The organism is Streptomyces sp. NPDC030814 (genome assembly GCF_055572155.1).
The window spans coordinates 63,020-80,402 of the sequence record NZ_JBVIDX010000024.1 but is presented as its reverse complement, the minus strand read 5'-3'; the positions used below and the strand labels follow the sequence as shown (position 1 = coordinate 80,402).

Here is a 17,383-nt window from a genome sequence, read left to right as displayed (position 1 = left end):
CCCGGATCAGTCCGGCAGCGGTGTCAGGAGCATCCGTCCCGCGAACCCCACCGCCGCGTCCAGGCGGTGGGCCAACTCCCCGGCGAGATCGGGGAGTCCGCGCAGCGCCCAGAGCGCCCGGGCCGCCGCCCAGGTGGCCTCGCGGGCCCGCTCCAGGCTCCAGCACCCGAGCAGATGCGTGAGCGGATCGGCGACCTGGAGGAGATCGGGGCCCGGCATCAGCTCTTCGCGGATGCGCTCCTCCAGCGATACGAGGAGGTCACCCACGTGATCGAACTCGTCCTCCAGGTCCGCGGGTTCGCAGCCGAGCGTACGGCAGGCGTCCACGACGGCGAGCGCCAGATCGTGCCCGATGTGCGCGTTGATGCCCGAGAGGGCGAACTGCAGCGGGCGTACGCCCGGATGGCGCCGGAGTTGCAGCAGCGGCCGCCAGCAGGCGGGGGCGCGGCAGCCCTCCGCGACCCGTAGGTACCGTTCCGCGAAGCGCACGTCGAGGGTGGTCGCGGCCTCGGGATCCGGGAAGCGGCCGGCGTCGATGCGCCGGCCGACGGCCTCCGTGACGGTGAGGTAGACGCGGTTGAAGACCGCGATCCCGTCCCGTGCGGGCAGGGTGGCGTCGAGGGCTCGCATACGGGAGACGACGGTGTCCACTGAGTCCACCGAATTGGTGAAATGTTCCAACTGCGCCATAGGGGGCAGGGTCCCAGGCCTACGCTGACGCCGATGCCGCCGTGCCCGGCGCGTCCCCGGAACGGGGGAACGCGGGCGCGGCGGGGAGTGCCGGGAAGCCGGTGAGCCTCGGGTCCGGGAGCAGGGGGGAGCACCACGTGTCAGGCTTACGCGCCCAGCGACTGGCCGCACGCCGAGCCGCGCACAGGCGGAAGGTGCGACGCGGCGCCATGATCGCCGTCGCGTCGGTCGTGGCCGTCGTCGGAACCGTCACCGGTGCGATGGCCGGGCTGAACGGCGACGGAGGCGCCGCCGAGGCCCGGACCCTGTCCGGCCGCTCCCCGTCCCACGCGTCCCACCGGGCCGAGCCGACTCCGGCCCCGGCCCCGCCCTCGCCGTCGCGGATCTCGCCCTCGCCCTCGAAGCCGCCCGAACCGTCCGGGGCGGCCGACGCACGACCCTCGGCGGAGGAGAGCGACCCAGACACCGGACCCCGGCCGGACGGTCCCGTCAAGCTCTACCGGCACCCCGACTCCCAGGTCCGCGACTGGGTGCGGGACCACCCCGACGACCCGCGCAGCGCCGTCATCGAGTCCCGCATCGCCGACCGTCCGGCCGCCGTCTGGTTCACCGACCCGGACCCGGCCACCGTCACCGCGGAGGTCGCCGCGGTCGCCTCCGGAGGTGCCGAGCGCGACCGGGTGCCGGTCCTCGTGGCGTACGCGATCCCGGACCGCGACTGCGGCGGGGCCTCCCAGGGCGGGGCCCGGAGCCTGGAGGCGTACGACACCTGGATCGACGCGTTCGCCGCCGGGCTGGGCTCGGACGAGGTCATCGTCATCCTGGAACCCGACGCGATCGCCCAGTCCGACTGCCTCTCGGCCGACGCGCGGGCCGACCGGTTCACCTCGCTCGTCCGGGCCGGCCGCGTCCTGAAGGACGCCAACCCCGAGGCCCGTGTCTACTACGACGCCGGGCACTCGGAGTGGAACACGCCGGACAAGCAGGCCACCCTGCTCCGCCTGGCGGGCGCCGCCGCACCGGACTCCTCCGACGGCGTCTTCAGCAACGTGTCCAACTTCAATCGCACCGACGCCGAAATCGCCTACACCCGGAAGGTGCTGGACGCCCTCGGCGGCCCGGCGGACCTCGGCGCCGTCATCGACACCAGCCGCAACGGCAACGGAGCCCCGTCCGACGGCACATGGTGCGACCCCTCGGGCCGGGGTCTCGGCCGCCCTCCGACGCTCACCACCGGCGAGTCCCGCATCGACGCCTATCTGTGGGTGAAGCTGCCGGGGGAGTCCGACGGATGCCGGGGGAAGGCCGGCGCGTTCTCTCCGGGGTACGCGTACGAGCTGGCGCGTGGCTGAGTGAGGGTTCCCGTCCGCGGCGGTCGAACGTCACGACCGTCCCACGGCCCTCAAGGACGCGGGCACTCTGCGGCCCACCGTGAGGACCGACGGCTCAGGGCTTCGGGTCGGGAACTGCCGCGTCCGGCCGACTGATCCGCGACCGGTCGCCCTCCCCGGCACGCAGCACCCCCGCGAACACGGCGAGCCCGCACGCCAGCACTGTCACCAGCCCGAACGACATGACCAGGCTGGTCAGCTGCGCCAGACCGCCGATCGCGCTCGGCGCGACCAGCCCCGAGGTGTAGGTGATGGTCGCGACACCCGCGATGGCCTGGCTCGGGTTCGGGCCGCTGCGGCCGGCGGCGGCGAAACAGAGCGGGACGACCACGGCGATGCCGAGTCCCATCAGCGCGAACCCGGCCATGGCGACCGCCGGATGGTTCGCGACGACGATCAGCAGACCGCCGAGCGCCGCGAGGACACCGCTCGTCCGCACGGTGCGCACCGCGCCGAAGCGGTTCACCACCGCGTCGCCCATCAGCCGGGCCGCCGCCATGGTGAGCATGAACCCGGTGGTACAGGCCGCCGCGAGGCCCGCCGAGGTCGCCAACTCGTCCCGCAGATAGACCGCCGACCAGTCCAGGGCCGCCCCCTCCGCGAACACCGCGCAGAACCCGACCGCGCCGATGAGCAGCGCGGACCTGGGCGGCAAGGCGAACCGGGGCGGCGGCTCCTCGTCCTCGGTGGCCCGGATGTCGAGCACCCACTGGCAGGCGGCCAGGCCGAGCACGGTGAGGACGGCCGCCGCCAGCGCGTGGTGCAGCCGGGCGTCCGAGCCGAGGTGTGCGGCGAGCGTGCCGGCCGCCGAGCCGATCAGGGCGCCCGCGCTCCACATGCCGTGCAGACCCGACATGATCGACTTGCCGAGGCGGTTCTCGACCTCGACGCCGAGCGCGTTCATCGCCACGTCCGCCATGCCGGCGGTCGCGCCGTACACGAACAGAGCCACGCACAGCGTCCACAGGTTCGGCGCGAGGGACGGCAGGGTCAGCGCGAGGGTCCACAGCGCGATCAGCGCACGCATCGCCTTGCGGGCGCCGAGCCGGTGGCTGACCCAGCCCGCGAGCGGCATCGCCACGGACGCGCCGATCGCGGGGAACGCGAGGGCCAGTCCCAGTTGGCCCGCGCCGAGCTGGGCGTGCTCCTGGACCCAGGGCACCCGGGTCGCGAACGAGCCGGTCACCGCTCCGTGCACGGCGAAGACGGCGGCCACGGCGTACCGGGCCCGCCGCACATCGCGCTGCTCGTAGACCACTGCGCTCATTCTCCGTCCTCCCTGGCTTCCGGCGTCCTCTCGGGCGCGACCTCAGTCGCTCCCGGACCACCCGACCTTCCCGACCAGCGCTCGCGCCGCCGTAAACTATCAGGAACCCTGCCTGATAGATAGAGAGCGCTGTCTTGCCTGCGTAGGGGAGCCGGCAGCCGCCCTCCGGGCGCGGGGCCGGCAACCGTACGCGTCGTCGATCTGGGAGGATCCCGGCATGCCCGCATCACCCAGCACCGCCCGGGCCATCAACGACCGGCTCGCCCTGCGGCTGCTGCAGGAGGAAGGGACGCTGACGGCGGGGCAGTTGAAACAGCTCACCGGTCTGTCCCGGCCCACCGTCGCCGATCTCGTGGACCGCCTCACCGAGGCCGGACTGATCTCGGTCGTGGGGGAGTCGGGCGAGCAGCGGCGCGGGCCGAACGCCCGCCTCTACGGCATCGTCGCCGACCGCGCGCACCTCGCGGCGCTCGACGTGCGCACCGAGGGCGTCACGGTCGTCGTCGCCGATCTGCTCGGTACGGAGCTGGCGCGGGCGTCCGTGCCGATCACGGACGACACGGGCACGGGGCCCGCCGTCGAGCAGGCGGTCGGCCTCGTGGAGCGCGCCGCGAAGGAGGCGGGCGCCGACCGGCTGCACACCGTGGGGATCGGTGCCCCCGGGCTCATCGACCCGGCCACCGGCGAACTGCGCAACAGCACCGGGCTGCCCGAATGGCACCGGCGGCTGGCCGCCGGCCTCGGTGAACGCCTCCCGGCCCGGGTCCTCGTCGAGAACGAGACCAACCTCGCCGCGCTCGCCGAACAGCGCGACGGCGCCGCCCGCGACCGCGACACCTTCGTCCTCCTCTGGCTCGGCCTCGGCACCGGGGCCGCCGTCGTCCTCGACGGCACCCTCCGCCGCGGTGCCTCCGGCGGCACCGGCGAGATCGGCTTCCTCCCGGTCCCGGGCACGGCGACCCTGCCCTCGGCCACGGACTGCGAGGGCGGCTTCCACTCCCTGGGCGGCGCGGCGGCGATCGCGTCCCTGGCGGCGGAGCACGGGGTGACGACCGACCCCACCGGAAACGAGCCACACGCCGCCACGCTGGTGCGGGCAGCCGCGGATGCGGTGACGAGCCGCCCCTGGGCGGGTGGAGGCGATGCCTCGTCGGGCGCGGGCGGGACCGCACCGGCCGACGTGCCCGCGCAGGAGACCGGACGGCGTCCCGCGGCGGGCGGGTCGGGCGGGTCGGCGGGAGTGATGGGTGCTCCCGGGGGCGTCAAGGGCACCTCTGCGGGCGTGCCGGGCGCTTCGGCAGGGACCCGGCGCCGGGCGGTCGACCCTCGCGCCCGCTTCCTCGACGCACTGGCCGACCGTCTCGCCGTTGGGGTCGCCTCGGTCGTCGCGGTCCTCGATCCCGGCTGCGTGGTGCTCGGGGGTGAGGTCGGACAGGCCGGTGGGGACGCGCTCGCAGCCCGGGTCGAAGCGCGGCTGGCGGCGCTGTCGCCGCTGCCCACCGAGGTGCGGTCGAGCGCCCTCGGCGGCACCGCCGTACTGCGCGGGGCGCTGCTCATGGCGAGGGACGCGGCCCAGGACGAGCTGTTCACACCGCCACCGCGGTAGCGCCCGCCACGCGGAGGCCCTGGGCACCGCGGTAGGCCCTGGCACCGCGGGAGAACCCGCTACCACGTCAGGCCCCGGCGCCGGGCGGCCCGAGCCCCGTGCCGCCCATCGCTCCTCCCGCCGCCGACTCGGCCCGCCGCTCACTCCGACTCGCGGCCCCCACCGAACCGCCCGGCCACATGCTCCCCGAATGTCCCCCTGCCCACCGCCCGCTCCGGTGCCAGATGACCCCCGGCCCGGAACCCGGCGTACGCCTTGCCGAAGAGCGGCACGGTCAGGAGCGGACGACGGCGGCCGACGGCGCTCAGGTAGGCGCGGGCCAGTGCGGGGAGCGTGCGGATCTCGGGTCCGCCCATGTCGGGGACCCGGCCGGTGGGGGCGGACACGGCGAGCTCGGCCAGACGGTCGGCGACCTCGGCGACGGCGACCGGCTGGTCGCTCACCCCGGCGGGCAACAGCATGACCGGCGACTTCGACAGGCCCTCGAAGAGGGTCACGAGCAGGTCGTGGAACTGGGTCGCCCGCAGCGTCGTCCAGGCCAGCCCCGACTCCTCGATCATCCGCTCGACCGCCAGCTTGCTCCGGTAGTAGCCGAACGGCACCCGGTCGACGCCGACGATCGAGATGTACACGAGGTGCCCCACACCCGCCCGCCGCGCCGCGGCGATCAGGTTCGCCGCCGCCTTCTCGTCGCCCCCGCGCGGCGAGGACGCGCAGTGCACGATCGTGTCCACCCCCGCCACCGCCGAGTCCAGCCCGCCGCCACCCGCGACCAGGTCGACGGCGTACGGCTGCGCGTGCCGGCTGAGAACACGCACCTCGTGCCCGTCCGCCCGCAGCCGTTCGGCTACGAGCCGACCGAGGACACCGGTCCCACCGGTCACCAGGATCGTGGTCATACTGTCCAACCCTTCGACGCCGGACGCTCCCCGCCGGAACGCCTTTCGGTACCTATGACCGGACAGCACCCGTTGAATGTGACACCGGGGCGAGGTTCGCTCGGCGAGCGAGTCATCGGTCGGAGAGGGCGGAAGAGACCCGGCGGCGGGGCAAGGGCCGTCGTCACCGCCGCCGGGCCGACCAGGGGCGGCCAGTGCGCCTTCGGGACGAGTAACCGCGATCGCAGACCTTAAAAGGACTAGACCAAACTGGTCAACGGGTCGGAGGTCGTTCGGCACGATTCGACTGGGGCCACCGGGGCGGCAGTTGACTCGTGGTCAGCCGGAAACGGCCCTGCGCGCCACTCGTCGTGGAAGTCCAGTGGCATGACCTGTGAGCCACCCCACAGCCATCACCCGCATGGGTGCCGATCAGGCGTGGCACACTGGCCATGTACCAGAAGCAGCGCACTCCGGGGTCGGTGAAAGTCCGAACCGGCGGTTACAGTCCGCGACCCGGTCGCTTCCAGCGGCCGGTTGACCAGGTGAAATTCCTGGACCGACGGTTAAAGTCCGGATGGGAGGCAGTGCGCGGCGGGCGGGCATTCGTGCGCGCCGCCGACTGTTGTCGGCCTGCTCCAGCAGGAGTGGGTCTTCCACACGGCGTCGCCCCCTGTGCCGTGGTCCGCTCATCTCTGTCGTCTTCGACAGCCCCGGAGTCCGAGCCCTATGAGGCAGGAGGACCCGGGAAGTGTTCACCGGAATCGTCGAAGAGCTGGGTGAGGTCACCGCCGTCGAGAACCTCGGCGACTCGTCCCGCTTCCGACTGCGTGGCCCCGTCGTCACCCAGGGCGCGAAGCACGGCGACTCCATCGCCGTCAACGGCGTCTGTCTCACGGTCGTGGAGCACGAGGACGACTGGTTCACCGCCGACGTCATGGCGGAGACCCTCGACCGCTCCAGCCTCGGCGCCCTCACCGTCGGCTCCCGCGTCAACCTCGAACGCCCCATGGCCGTCGGCGAACGCCTCGGCGGGCACATCGTGCAGGGGCACGTCGACGGCACCGGTCACGTCATCGAGCGCAAACCGTCCGACAACTGGGAGATCGTCAAGATCTCGCTCCCCGCCGACCTCAGCCGGTACGTCGTGGAGAAGGGCTCCATCACCGTCGACGGGATCAGCCTCACCGTCGTCGAGGCCGGCCCCGACTACTTCACCGTGAGCCTCATCCCCACCACCCTCGACCTGACCACCCTCGGCCGCCAGCAGCCCGGCGACCCGGTCAACCTCGAGGTCGACGTCATCGCCAAGTACGTCGAGCGGCTCCTCGGATCGCAAGGGGCCACCCGGTGAACTCGCTGAACTCGGTCGCCTTCACCGTGTTCGACCAGCAGATCCGCTGGTCGGACATGATCGGGAACATCTTCGGCCTGATCGCCCTCGCGCTCGGCGCCGTGCGCTCCCTGTGGAACTGGCCCGTGCAGTTCCTCTCCGGGCTCATCCTCTTCGGTGCCTTCGTCGGCCACCTCACCGGCAGCGCCGGCAAGCAGGTCATCGTCATGGCCGTCGCCGCGTACGGCTGGTGGCGGTGGAACCGCACCAAGGGGCAGACCGCGGACGGCGCCATCGCCCCGCGCTTCGCCACCTGGCGCGAGCGCGGGTACCTCGTCGCCGGCGCCGCCCTCGGCACCCTCGCCGTCGGCGGCCTCTTCACCGCGTTCCCCACCCTGTCCTGGGACCCCTGGCCGGACGCGTACATCTTCACCGGCACCATCGTCGCCATGTACGCCCAGGCACGCGGCATGGTCGAGTTCTGGTTCGCCTGGCTGCTGGTCGACCTCGTGGGCGTACCGCTCAACTTCGCCAACGGCTACGCCTTCTCCGGTTTCGTCTACATCATCTACGGCGCGCTCGTCCTGTGGGGCATGCGCGACTGGTGGCTGCGGTCCCGCAAGCCCGCCCTGGAAGGAGCCCCGGCATGACCATGGCGCCGATTCTGTACAGCACCGACGGCATCGAGAACTTCGGGCTCGACCCCGTGGAGCAGGCCATCGCCGACATCGCGGCCGGCCGCCCCGTCGTGGTCGTCGACGACGAGGACCGGGAGAACGAGGGCGACCTCGTCATCGCCGCCGAGAAGGCCACACCCGAGATCGTCGCCTTCATGATGAGCGAATGCCGGGGCATGATCTGCGCCCCCATGGAGGGCGATGAACTGGACCGGCTCGAACTGCCGCAAATGGTGCAGCAGAACACCGAGTCGATGCGCACCGCCTTCACCGTCACCGTCGACGCCGCCCCCGAGCACGGCGTGACCACCGGCATCTCCGCCTCCGACCGCGCCACCACGCTCCAACTCCTGGCGAGCGGCACGGCCCAGCCGACCGACTTCGTCCGCCCCGGCCACATCTTCCCGCTGCGCGCCCGCAGCGGCGGCGTCCTCGTGCGCGACGGCCACACCGAGGCCGCCGTCGACCTGGCCCGCCTCGCGGGGCTCCGCCCGGCCGGCGCCATCGTCGAGATCGCCGGCGAGGACGGCCGCATGCTGCGCCTGCCCGAGCTGATCCCCTTCGCCCGCAAGCACGGCCTGACGATCATCTCCATCGAGGACCTGATCGCCTACCGCCGCTCCTCCGAGCCCACCGTCAAGCGCGAGGCGAAGACCCAGCTGCCCACCGCCTTCGGCGACTTCACCGCATACGGCTACCGCTCCACCGTCGACGGCGTCGAGCACGTCGCCCTCGTCCACGGTGAGATCGGCGACGGCGAGGACGTCCTCGTCCGCATCCACTCCGAATGCCTCACCGGCGACGTCTTCCACTCCCTGCGCTGCGACTGCGGCCCCCAGCTGGAGACCTCCCTCGAACGCATCGCCGCCGAGGGCCGGGGCGTCGTCGTCTACCTGCGCGGCCACGAGGGGCGCGGCATCGGCCTGCTGTCGAAGCTGCGCGCCTACGAACTCCAGGAACGCGGCCGCGACACCCTCGACGCCAACCTCGAACTGGGCCTGCCCGCCGACGCCCGGGACTACGGCGCCGGCGCCCAGATCCTCCAGGACCTCGGCGTCCGCGGCCTCCGGCTGCTGACCAACAACCCCGAGAAGACCGACGCCCTCGTCCGGCACGGCCTCACGGTCACCGGCCGCGAACCGATGCCCGTCCGCGTGGGCGAGCACAACCTCCGCTACCTGCGCACCAAGCGGGACCGGATGGGCCACGACCTGCCGTGGCTGGACACGACCACCGTGTCCACCTGCGGCGAGCAGTGAACCAGCAGACAGACTCACCAGAACCACAGCACGACCGTCTCGTACCGAGATTCAGGAACCAAGGAGCAACGTGAGCGGCAAGGGCGCACCCGAACTGTCCGTCAGCAACGTCGGCGACCTGCGCGTCGCGGTCATCGCGGCCCAGTGGCACGAAAAGGTGATGGACGGCCTCGTCGACGGCGCGCTGCGCGCCCTGCACGACCTGGGCATCGACGAGCCGACCCTGCTGCGGGTCCCCGGCAGCTGGGAGCTCCCGGTCGTCGCCAAGGTCCTCGCGGGCCGCGGCTACGACGCCATCGTCGCCCTCGGCGTCGTCATCCGCGGCGGCACCCCCCACTTCGAGTACGTGTGCCAGGGCGTCACCCAGGGCCTCACCCAGGTCTCCGTCGACACCGGAGTCCCCGTCGGCTTCGGCGTACTGACCTGCGACACCGAGGAGCAGGCCCTGGACCGCGCCGGTATCGAGGGCTCCAACGAGGACAAGGGGCACGAGGCGGTGACCGCGGCCGTGGCGACCGCGGCCACGCTCCGCTCAGTATCCGAACCCTGGCGCTGAGGCATGCCCGTGACGGCGTAGTGTGGGGCCCACCATGTCCAAGAAGACGTTCGAGGAGCTCTTCACCGAGCTCCAGCACAAGGCCGCCAACGGCGACCCCGCCACCTCCCGCACCGCCGAACTGGTCGGGAGGGGCGTCCATGCCATCGGCAAGAAGGTCGTCGAAGAGGCCGCCGAGGTCTGGATGGCCGCCGAGTACGAGGGCAAGGAAGCGGCTGCCGAGGAGATCTCGCAGCTGCTGTACCACGTCCAGGTGATGATGGTCGCCCGTGGCATCTCCCTGGACGACGTGTACGCCCACCTCTGAGCCGTCCCCCGCACCCACCTGAGCACCCACGAGAACGAAGGAAGCCTGCCTCATGCTGCGCATCGCCGTCCCCAACAAGGGTTCCCTGTCCGGCCCTGCGGGGGAGATGCTGCATGAGGCCGGCTACCTCCAGCGCCGGGAGTCCAAGGAACTGCGGATCGTCGACCCGGAGAACGAGGTCGAGTTCTTCTACCTCCGCCCCCGGGACATCGCGATCTACGTCTCCTCCGGCCGTCTCGACATCGGCATCACCGGACGCGACCTGCTGATCGACTCCGGCGCCAACGCCGAGGAGATCCTCCCGCTCGGCTTCGCCCGCTCCACCTTCCGCTTCGCAGCCAAGCCCGGCACGGCGGGCGGCATCGCGGACCTCAAGGGCAAGACCGTCGCCACCTCGTACGAGGGGATCGTCGCGGGACACCTCGCCGACCACGGCATCGACGCCTCCGTCGTCCACCTCGACGGCGCCGTCGAGACCGCCATCGAACTGGGTGTCGCCGAGGTCATCGCCGACGTCGTCGAGACCGGGACCTCCCTGCGCAACGCGGGCCTGGAGGTCTTCGGCGAGCCGATCATGAAGTCCGAGGCCGTCGTCATCCGCCGCGTCGACGCCGACACCTCCTCGGAGAACGAACCCAAGGTGCAGCAGTTCCTGCGCCGCCTCCAGGGCGTCCTCGTGGCCCGCACCTACGTGATGATGGACTACGACTGCCGCGTCGAGCAGTTGGAGAAGGCCGTCGCCCTCACCCCGGGACTGGAGTCCCCGACCGTCTCGCCGCTGCACAACGAGGGCTGGGTCGCCGTACGCGCCATGGTCCCGGCCAAGGAGGCCCAGCGGATCATGGACGACCTGTACGACATCGGTGCCCGGGCCATCCTGACCACCGCCATCCACGCCTGCCGCCTCTGAGTTCCGAGGAGTCGTACGCGATGTCGGATCTACCCGCCCTGCCGGTCACCTTCCGGCCGGGGCGCACCCGGGCGGTCCTGCTCTCCGCCGCCACCGCGATCTTCGTGGTCATCACGGTGGTCGCGCTGCTGCTGCCGACGCTCGGCCCGGGGGAGCGGCTCAGCTTCGTCTTCACAGCGGCCCTGCTCGCCGGGGTGCTGTGTCTGCTCTCCCGGCCCAAGGTGGTCGCCGACGAGTCCGGTGTGACCGTCGTCAACATCGCCGGGAAGCGGCAGCTCGGCTGGGCGGAGATCGTCCAGGTGAACCTGAGGGTCGGCGACCCCTGGGTCTTCCTCGACCTCACCGACGGCACCAGCCTGCCCGCGCTCGGCATCCAGCCCGGCATCGCCAAGCAGCGCGCGATCGAGGACGCCCGCACGCTCCGGGCGCTGGTGGAGGCCCGTTCCGTCACCGAGCCCGAGCGGCCCCGGGGCTGACGCCGAGTGACCCCGGACTGACAGCGAGCGCATCCGGGGCGACCCCGAGCAAGATCAGGGCCGACTCAGGGCCGCCGCCCCTGCCGTACCGGCCCATGTCTTGATTAATCTGTTGGCGGAGGCGTTTTCGTTGCGCCTCCGCCACTGTTGTGCCACCGGGTACACCAGTGGCCCCCTGCTACTTCGAGGAGTGACTCCTTCCAGCGATGGACGGATCGTCCTGTAGTACCTGCGCCGCCCCCTCCCGAGATACCGAGGCGGCGGCATGACCATCCCTCTGCTGCTGCTCGCAGCCGCTTTCCTCCTGATCCTCGCCAACGGCTTCTTCGTCGCCGCCGAGTTCGGCCTCGTGACGGTCGAACGACCGGACGCCGAGAAGGCCGCCGCCGAGGGCGACCGCCGGGCCCACAAGGTGGTGGGCGCGCTCAAGGAGCTGTCCTTCCAGCTCTCCGGCACCCAGCTCGGCATCACCATCACCTCCCTCGTCGTCGGCATGCTCGCCGAACCGGCGCTCGCCGAGCTGCTCCACGGCCCGTTCACCGCGATCGGCATACCCGAAGGCGCGGTCTCCGGTGTCTCGGTGGTCGTCGGCATGCTGCTGGCGTCCGCCGTGCAGATGGTGATCGGCGAACTGGTGCCCAAGAACTGGGCGGTGTCGAGGCCGATGCAGGTCGCCCGCTTCGTCGCGGGCCCCCAGTACGTCTTCTCCCGCCTGTTCCGCCCGGTCATCGCCGGCCTCAACGCGGTCGCGAACCGGCTGGTCCGCGCCCTGGGTGTCGAACCGGCCGAGGAACTGGCCTCCGCTCGCACCCCCGACGAACTGGTCTCCCTGGCCCGCCACTCCGCGCAGGCCGGCGCCCTGGAACAGGACACGGCCGACCTCTTCGTGCGGACGCTGTCCCTGGGCGAGCTCACCGCGGAGAACGTGATGACACCCCGGGTGAAGGTCAGCGCCCTGCAGTCCTCGGCCACCGCCGAGGACGTGGTCAACCTGACCCGCGCCACCGGACTGTCCCGCTTCCCCGTCTACCGGGAGCGGATCGACGAGATCGTCGGCATGGTCCACCTCAAGGACGCCCTCGCGATCCCGGCCCAGGAGCGGCTGCACACCCCGGTCGGCCATATCGCCAAGGCCCCGCTGCTCGTGCCGGAGACGCTGCCCGTGCAACCGCTCCTGGCCCGGCTGCGCAGCGAACAGCCCATCGCCGTCGTCGTCGACGAGTACGGCGGTACGGCCGGTGTGGTGACCCTGGAGGACATCGTCGAGGAACTGGTCGGCGAGGTGCGCGACGAGCACGACGGGCAGGACCTGCCCGAACTCGCCGTCGCCCCGCCCGAGGACGGCCGCCCCGCCTGGGACGTCGACGGCAGCTGCCGGATCGACGTGCTCCAGCGCATCGGTCTCGACGTACCCGAGGGCCCCTACGAGACGGTCGCGGGACTCGTCGCCGACCTGCTCGGCCGGATCCCGGCGCCGGGCGACAAGGCGGAGCTGCCCGGCTGGCGGCTGGCGGTGCGCCAGGTGGGGCACTACCGCGCCGAGCGGGTGCGCCTCGTGCGCACCGCCCCCGCCACCGAACCCCTCACCGTGGTGGAGGCGGCCCGATGAGCGTGCTCCAACTCCTGTTCGCCCTGCTCCTCGTGCTCGCCAACGGTTTCTTCGTCGGCGCCGAGTTCGCCCTGGTCTCGGTCCGCCGCAGCCAGATCGAACCACTGGGCACGGCACGGGCCCGACAGGTCCTCCACGGCCTGGAGAACCTGCCGCGGATGATGGCGGCGGCCCAGTTCGGCATCACGGTCTGCTCACTGACGCTCGGCGCCGTGGCGGAGCCGACGGTGGCGAAGCTGCTGGAGCCGGTGTTCGAGGCGATTCACCTGCCGCACGGCATGATCCACCCCCTGGGGTATCTCATCGCGCTGGCCGTGGTGGTCTTCCTGCACCTCGTGATCGGCGAGATGCTGCCGAAGAACCTGGCGATGGCGGCGCCCGAGAAGACGGCGCTGTGGCTGAGCCCCGGGCTCGTCGCCTTCGCGCGCGTCTGCGGACCGGTCACGGTGGGCCTCGGCGCCTGTGCCCGCGTGGTCCTCAAACTCTTCCGCGTCGAGCCCAAGGACGAGGTGGAGGCGGTGTTCACCAGCGTCCAGCTCGGCCGGCTGGTCGAGGACTCCGGCCAGGCGGGACTGCTGGCGCCCGAGGAGCAGGAGCGCCTGGAGGACGCGCTGGAGCTGGGCTCCCGCCCAGTCACCGACGTGCTGCTCGGACGCGACTCCCTGGTGACGGTGGGCCCTTCGGTCACCCCCGCGCAGGTGGTGGCCCTGACCGCCCGCACCGGCTACTCCCGCTTCCCGGTGGTCGCGGAGAACGGCGCGTTCATGGGCCGCTATCTCCACGTCAAGGACGTCCTCGACCTGGAGGACTCCGACCGGGCCGTCCCGCAGCAGGTGTGGCGCCCCATGACCACCCTCCGCTCGGAACTCCCCCTCGACGACGCGCTCACTGTCATGCGGCGAGCGGCCACCCACCTCGCCCAGGTCGTGGACGCCTCCGGCAAGGTCCTGGGCCTGGTCGCCCTGGAGGACGTCCTGGAACTCCTGGTGGGCGAGGTCCGGGACCCGGCCCACCGTCAGGCTCCGCCGGTTCGCCTGGCGGAACCGAGGTCGACGGAATCACCGGAGAACGTCCTGGCGAGCTGAGGTAGGGCGCGAGTGCGGGTGCGTGGGGGCTGGTCGCGCCCACGCGGCGGTGCCGCATATGTCACCGCCCCGCGCCCCTGAAAAGCGCCCGGGGCTGCGCCCCGTGCTTTTCAGTGTGAAGGGCGGGCCGCAGGCCCGTTCCCTTCAGGGGCGCGGGGAACTGCGCGAGAAACCACACGCCACCCGTACCCGCCCGTACACGTGCACCCCCGAGCTACTGGGCGCCCCAGCCCTCACCGGAGGTCACCGCGCCGAGGGATCCTGCGGCCCCCGCCCCGACAACACCTCCCCGTACGCCTGCATCAGATCCGGCAGCCGCAGCGTCGACAGGTCGTCCCGCGTCGGCACGCTCGGATACCCCGACAGTCGCAGATCCCGGTAAGCACAGCTCTTCTCGTACAGCGTCCGCAGGAACCGCCCGTTGCCCAGCTCGTCGATCCACCCCTGCTCGACGACATGCCCCGCGATGGACCGCAGCTCCTCCAGCGCCTCCTCGTCCCACACGTCCCCGTTCTCCGCGGCGAGCACCTCACCGATCGCGGTGAGCTCCAGCGGCCGGTAGGAAGGGAAGTCGACCCGTGTCGTGAACCGCGACGACAGCCCTGGGTTCGCGGCGAGCAGCCGGTCCATGCCCTCCGGGTACCCCGCGAGGATCACCACCAGATGGTCCCGGTTGTCCTCGGCCCGCTTCAGCAGGACCTGGAGCGCCTCGTCGCCGTACGCGTCCCCCTTGCCGTACCCGGAGTTGGACAGCGAGTACGCCTCGTCCACGAACAGCACCCCACCGATCGCCGAGTCGATCAGCTCGTTCGCCTTCACGGCGGTCTGGCCGAGGTACTCGCCGACGAGATCCGCCCGCTGGGCCTCCACCAGATGGTCACCGCCCAGCAGCCCGAGTGCGTAGAAGACCCGGCCCAGTATTCGGGCGACGGTCGTCTTCCCCGTCCCGGACGGCCCGGAGAAGACGAAGTGACGCTTCGGAGGCTGAACGGGCAGCCCCTGCCCGGCCCGCAGCCGCGCCATGTTCAGCTGCGCCGACAACGCCTTGACCTGCCGTTTCACCGGCTCGAGGCCGACCATCCGCTCCAGCTCGGCGAGCGCTTCCTCCAGCAGTTCGGGATCGGTCGGCCCGGCCGGCAGCGGGTCCACCCGCACCAGGGACTTCGCCCGTACGAAGGTGTCGCCCGCCTCGGGCGGCAGCGCGCCCGGCGGCACGGGGTCCGGACCGGAGACCTTCAGATCCCGGCCCTCGGCGTCGAAGAGCGGATCGAGGCCGTCGCTCCCGTCGAGCGTGTCCTGCCCGATCCCGGCGAGCGCGATCGCCGCGAGGTCGGCCGCTTCGTCGTACCCGTCCCCCTCGGCGATGGCCGCGAGCCGCGCGGAGGTGTCCATGAAGGCCGGGTCGACCCGGTGCACGGCCCGGTAGAGCGGCAGCGCGGCGGCGCTGCGTCCGGTTCCCTCGTGGGCGCGGGCCAGCCAGTACCGCAGCTCCTTGCGCTGCGGCTGCTCGCTGCGACAGCGCATCAGCGCGGCGGACAGCAGCGGTTCGGCCTGGCCGTACGTCTCCAGGCGGACCCGGGCCATCCCGCCGAAGAGGCCCGCCTCTATACCGAGCAGGGGATCGTCGAGGAGGGGATCGGTGTGCCGGACCAGCTGTTCCCAGTCCTTGACGAGGTAGGCGCGGCAGGCATGCAGAAAGCGCACCTGGGGGTCGGCGTCCACCGGCGGCAGTCCCGCGAGCGCCCGGTCCAGTTCCGGGACGTGGCGCCCGTCCAGCCAGTGCGAGGCGTGGGCGAGGAGCAGGTCGCGGGGGGTCTCCAGGACCGGCTGTACCCACCAGCCGAGCCAGTACCAGGAATTGAGCGTGCGCCGATGGCGGGCGCGCTGCTCCCCGAAGCGCTCCCGGTGCCGGAACATCCGCAGGAGGGCGGTCGTCGTGTCCACCCGCAGCGCGTGCAGCCCGAGCCAGCCGTCGGCCATGCCCGGATCCATCCGCACCGCGGCGCGGAACTCGTCCTCCGCCTGCGGATACGCGCCCATGGTGTAGGCGTCCACGCCTCGTAGCCAGGCGAGGTCGGCCGGGGCCTCGGGGCCCCGCGAGCCGAAGTCCATCACGTCCCCCACAAACCGTGCCCCCGTCTGGAAACCGAACGGGCCGGTGCCCGTCGGCAGCCTTCTCGAACCGCTGTGCCGCGGACGGGAGTTGCGTGGTCACGTTGCCGCAACCGTCCGAAGGTCGCACCGAGGGCATCGTACCTGCGGGTCGGGCGCCCATCGAAGGGTGCAGCAGGGCTCGAATTGCGAGGTGGGAGGAGACGGGGCGCATTGCGCACGGTGACCGAGGGTGAAGGAATCGTGCTGTGTGAGCGGCCGACCTGCCGGCTGACGACAGGACGAAGCCCCCGATCACGGGGGAACAACCGGGGGCTTCGCGTAGAGAGGCGGATCCGATAGTCCGCTCATTGAGAACGTAAGTCCTGTACGGCCCCCCGGTCAAGCCGAGTTGTAGCACTCGGGGAACTTCACGGAGGTGGTACTTCACAACTTCAGCACATTGCCGATGGGTCGTCACCCTGCGTGAGATGGGCACTCGATCGCGGAGTCATACCTGGTCCCGCCAGCACCTCGTACCCCGCAGTTCCCAGGCGAATCAGAAGGTCGGCGAACGGCCGGGACGGGTCCTCGGCGAAGTGCTGACGTTCCGCGCGGACCCATCCGGCCCAGAAGTCGCTCTGCTCCGCGCCGTCCCGCGCCCGCCCCCGGGCCCAGGCCTCCTCGTCCGGCAGTTCCATCCACACCAGCCGCGCCAGATACGGGCGCAGCGCCCGGCGGCCCGCACCGACTCCCTCGACGACGATCACGGGCTCCGGCGGCAGGGTGCGACGGGGGCCGAAGGCGCGCTCCCGCCAGTCGTAGGGGGCGTAGCGCGCCGTCCCGCCGAGCCGCAGTGGTTCGACGACCTGGCCCAGCAGCCGCCCGGTCCACGCGAACAGTTCCTCGTGGGTGGCGATGTCGTCCAGATGGAGCACGGGGGCGCCCCCCAGTGCCTGGGCCAGCCGCCCGGCGAACGTGGTCTTCCCGGAGCCCGCGTGCCCGTCGACCCCGATCAGCCGGACCGGCCCGCAGGACGGCGGCAGCAGCCGCAGCCGCTCGGCCAGGTCGCTGACGGCGGGGTCCTCGGAGGCGGGGAAGGTACGCATGAGGCGATTGAACACCGGGACGGGCGATGCCGGAACGCGCCAGTGGTATCGACCAATATTGGAGGGCGTGGCGAGGCCCGAGGTGCTGGCAGAAGTCCGCGTTCGGCGTCCATAGTTGGCGAACAGCCGTGCGTCTGAA

16 protein-coding genes and 1 riboswitch are annotated in these 17,383 nt (G+C 71.9%); of the genes, 11 read left to right on the top strand and 5 right to left on the bottom strand.

Features of this window, described 5'->3' with window-relative positions:
• Positions 1-6: 6 nt before the first annotated feature.
• Positions 7-690: a DUF5995 family protein gene (locus tag ACZ43N_RS34195; RefSeq protein WP_468102944.1), complete on the bottom strand. Its 684-nt coding sequence runs from the start codon at positions 688-690 to the stop codon at positions 7-9.
• Between the two features lie 209 nt (positions 691-899).
• Here ACZ43N_RS34195 and ACZ43N_RS34190 point away from each other — a divergent pair, with 209 nt between their 5' ends.
• Positions 900-2,042: a glycoside hydrolase family 6 protein gene (locus ACZ43N_RS34190; RefSeq protein ID WP_468102943.1), complete on the top strand. Its 1,143-nt coding sequence runs from the start codon at positions 900-902 to the stop codon at positions 2,040-2,042.
• Between the two features lie 94 nt (positions 2,043-2,136).
• Here ACZ43N_RS34190 and ACZ43N_RS34185 read toward each other — a convergent pair whose 3' ends face one another.
• The gene (locus ACZ43N_RS34185) at positions 2,137-3,348 is read right to left on the bottom strand and encodes an MFS transporter (RefSeq protein WP_468102942.1); all 1,212 of its coding nucleotides are present in this window, start codon (positions 3,346-3,348) and stop codon (positions 2,137-2,139) included.
• A gap of 217 nt (positions 3,349-3,565) precedes the next feature.
• Between ACZ43N_RS34185 and ACZ43N_RS34180 the strand changes: the two genes are divergently transcribed.
• Entirely contained in the window at positions 3,566-4,954 is a 1,389-nt protein-coding gene (locus ACZ43N_RS34180) for an ROK family transcriptional regulator (RefSeq protein WP_468102941.1), read from the top strand.
• A gap of 140 nt (positions 4,955-5,094) precedes the next feature.
• Here the strand turns inward: ACZ43N_RS34180 and ACZ43N_RS34175 are convergent, their stop codons facing one another.
• Entirely contained in the window at positions 5,095-5,853 is a 759-nt protein-coding gene (locus ACZ43N_RS34175) for an SDR family oxidoreductase (protein WP_468102940.1), read from the bottom strand.
• A 443-nt stretch (positions 5,854-6,296) separates the two neighbouring features.
• Positions 6,297-6,427: riboswitch (FMN riboswitch) on the top strand.
• 156 nt (positions 6,428-6,583) lie between these two features.
• Between ACZ43N_RS34175 and ACZ43N_RS34170 the strand changes: the two genes are divergently transcribed.
• The 9 genes from ACZ43N_RS34170 (at position 6,584) to ACZ43N_RS34130 (ending at position 14,044) form a co-directional block, all read left to right on the top strand.
• A complete protein-coding gene (locus ACZ43N_RS34170; protein ID WP_468102939.1) occupies positions 6,584-7,186 on the top strand; it encodes a riboflavin synthase in 603 nt (200 codons plus the stop codon).
• Positions 7,183-7,815 carry a nicotinamide mononucleotide transporter family protein gene (locus tag ACZ43N_RS34165; RefSeq protein ID WP_468102938.1) on the top strand — a complete coding sequence of 211 codons (633 nt, stop codon included), beginning with the start codon at positions 7,183-7,185 and terminating at the stop codon, positions 7,813-7,815. The genes ACZ43N_RS34170 and ACZ43N_RS34165 overlap by 4 nt, the downstream gene beginning before the upstream one ends.
• Complete coding sequence (locus ACZ43N_RS34160) at positions 7,812-9,101, top strand: bifunctional 3,4-dihydroxy-2-butanone-4-phosphate synthase/GTP cyclohydrolase II (protein ID WP_468102937.1); 1,290 nt, start codon at positions 7,812-7,814, stop codon at positions 9,099-9,101. The genes ACZ43N_RS34165 and ACZ43N_RS34160 overlap by 4 nt, the downstream gene beginning before the upstream one ends.
• Before the next feature lie 70 nt (positions 9,102-9,171).
• Positions 9,172-9,657, top strand: a complete 486-nt coding sequence (ribH, locus tag ACZ43N_RS34155) for a 6,7-dimethyl-8-ribityllumazine synthase (protein ID WP_055537205.1) — start codon at positions 9,172-9,174, stop codon at positions 9,655-9,657.
• 34 nt (positions 9,658-9,691) lie between these two features.
• Positions 9,692-9,964, top strand: coding sequence for a phosphoribosyl-ATP diphosphatase (locus ACZ43N_RS34150; protein ID WP_468102936.1), 273 nt, complete (start codon positions 9,692-9,694; stop codon positions 9,962-9,964).
• Positions 9,965-10,016: 52 nt separating this feature from the next.
• Positions 10,017-10,874: an ATP phosphoribosyltransferase gene (gene hisG, locus ACZ43N_RS34145; RefSeq protein ID WP_468080021.1), complete on the top strand. Its 858-nt coding sequence runs from the start codon at positions 10,017-10,019 to the stop codon at positions 10,872-10,874.
• A 20-nt stretch (positions 10,875-10,894) separates the two neighbouring features.
• Entirely contained in the window at positions 10,895-11,350 is a 456-nt protein-coding gene (locus ACZ43N_RS34140) for a PH domain-containing protein (protein ID WP_468102935.1), read from the top strand.
• A 265-nt stretch (positions 11,351-11,615) separates the two neighbouring features.
• On the top strand, positions 11,616-12,959 hold the full coding sequence (locus ACZ43N_RS34135) for a hemolysin family protein (RefSeq protein ID WP_468102934.1): 1,344 nt from the start codon (positions 11,616-11,618) through the stop codon (positions 12,957-12,959).
• Entirely contained in the window at positions 12,956-14,044 is a 1,089-nt protein-coding gene (locus ACZ43N_RS34130) for a hemolysin family protein (RefSeq protein ID WP_468102933.1), read from the top strand. Before ACZ43N_RS34135 ends, ACZ43N_RS34130 begins: the two co-directional genes overlap by 4 nt.
• Positions 14,045-14,287: 243 nt before the next feature.
• Here the strand turns inward: ACZ43N_RS34130 and ACZ43N_RS34125 are convergent, their stop codons facing one another.
• Both ACZ43N_RS34125 and ACZ43N_RS34120 read right to left on the bottom strand, forming a co-directional pair.
• The gene (locus ACZ43N_RS34125; RefSeq protein ID WP_468102932.1) at positions 14,288-16,156 is read right to left on the bottom strand and encodes an AAA family ATPase; all 1,869 of its coding nucleotides are present in this window, start codon (positions 16,154-16,156) and stop codon (positions 14,288-14,290) included.
• Between the two features lie 434 nt (positions 16,157-16,590).
• On the bottom strand, positions 16,591-17,244 hold the full coding sequence (locus ACZ43N_RS34120) for a uridine kinase family protein (protein ID WP_468102931.1): 654 nt from the start codon (positions 17,242-17,244) through the stop codon (positions 16,591-16,593).
• Positions 17,245-17,383 lie beyond the last annotated feature (139 nt).

What these genes read in the sequence shown, in the direction of transcription:
- ACZ43N_RS34195 (WP_468102944.1), bottom strand. Translation starts at nt 690, where the DNA reads ATGGCGCAGTTGGAACATTTCACCAATTCGGTGGACTCAGTGGACACC.
- ACZ43N_RS34190 (WP_468102943.1), top strand. Translation starts at nt 900, where the DNA reads ATGATCGCCGTCGCGTCGGTCGTGGCCGTCGTCGGAACCGTCACCGGT.
- ACZ43N_RS34185 (WP_468102942.1), bottom strand. Translation starts at nt 3,348, where the DNA reads ATGAGCGCAGTGGTCTACGAGCAGCGCGATGTGCGGCGGGCCCGGTAC.
- ACZ43N_RS34180 (WP_468102941.1), top strand. Translation starts at nt 3,566, where the DNA reads ATGCCCGCATCACCCAGCACCGCCCGGGCCATCAACGACCGGCTCGCC.
- ACZ43N_RS34175 (WP_468102940.1), bottom strand. Translation starts at nt 5,853, where the DNA reads ATGACCACGATCCTGGTGACCGGTGGGACCGGTGTCCTCGGTCGGCTC.
- ACZ43N_RS34160 (WP_468102937.1), top strand. Translation starts at nt 7,812, where the DNA reads ATGACCATGGCGCCGATTCTGTACAGCACCGACGGCATCGAGAACTTC.
- ACZ43N_RS34150 (WP_468102936.1), top strand. Translation starts at nt 9,692, where the DNA reads ATGTCCAAGAAGACGTTCGAGGAGCTCTTCACCGAGCTCCAGCACAAG.
- hisG (WP_468080021.1), top strand. Translation starts at nt 10,017, where the DNA reads ATGCTGCGCATCGCCGTCCCCAACAAGGGTTCCCTGTCCGGCCCTGCG.
- ACZ43N_RS34140 (WP_468102935.1), top strand. Translation starts at nt 10,895, where the DNA reads ATGTCGGATCTACCCGCCCTGCCGGTCACCTTCCGGCCGGGGCGCACC.
- ACZ43N_RS34135 (WP_468102934.1), top strand. Translation starts at nt 11,616, where the DNA reads ATGACCATCCCTCTGCTGCTGCTCGCAGCCGCTTTCCTCCTGATCCTC.
- ACZ43N_RS34130 (WP_468102933.1), top strand. Translation starts at nt 12,956, where the DNA reads ATGAGCGTGCTCCAACTCCTGTTCGCCCTGCTCCTCGTGCTCGCCAAC.
- ACZ43N_RS34125 (WP_468102932.1), bottom strand. Translation starts at nt 16,156, where the DNA reads ATGGACTTCGGCTCGCGGGGCCCCGAGGCCCCGGCCGACCTCGCCTGG.
- ACZ43N_RS34120 (WP_468102931.1), bottom strand. Translation starts at nt 17,244, where the DNA reads ATGCGTACCTTCCCCGCCTCCGAGGACCCCGCCGTCAGCGACCTGGCC.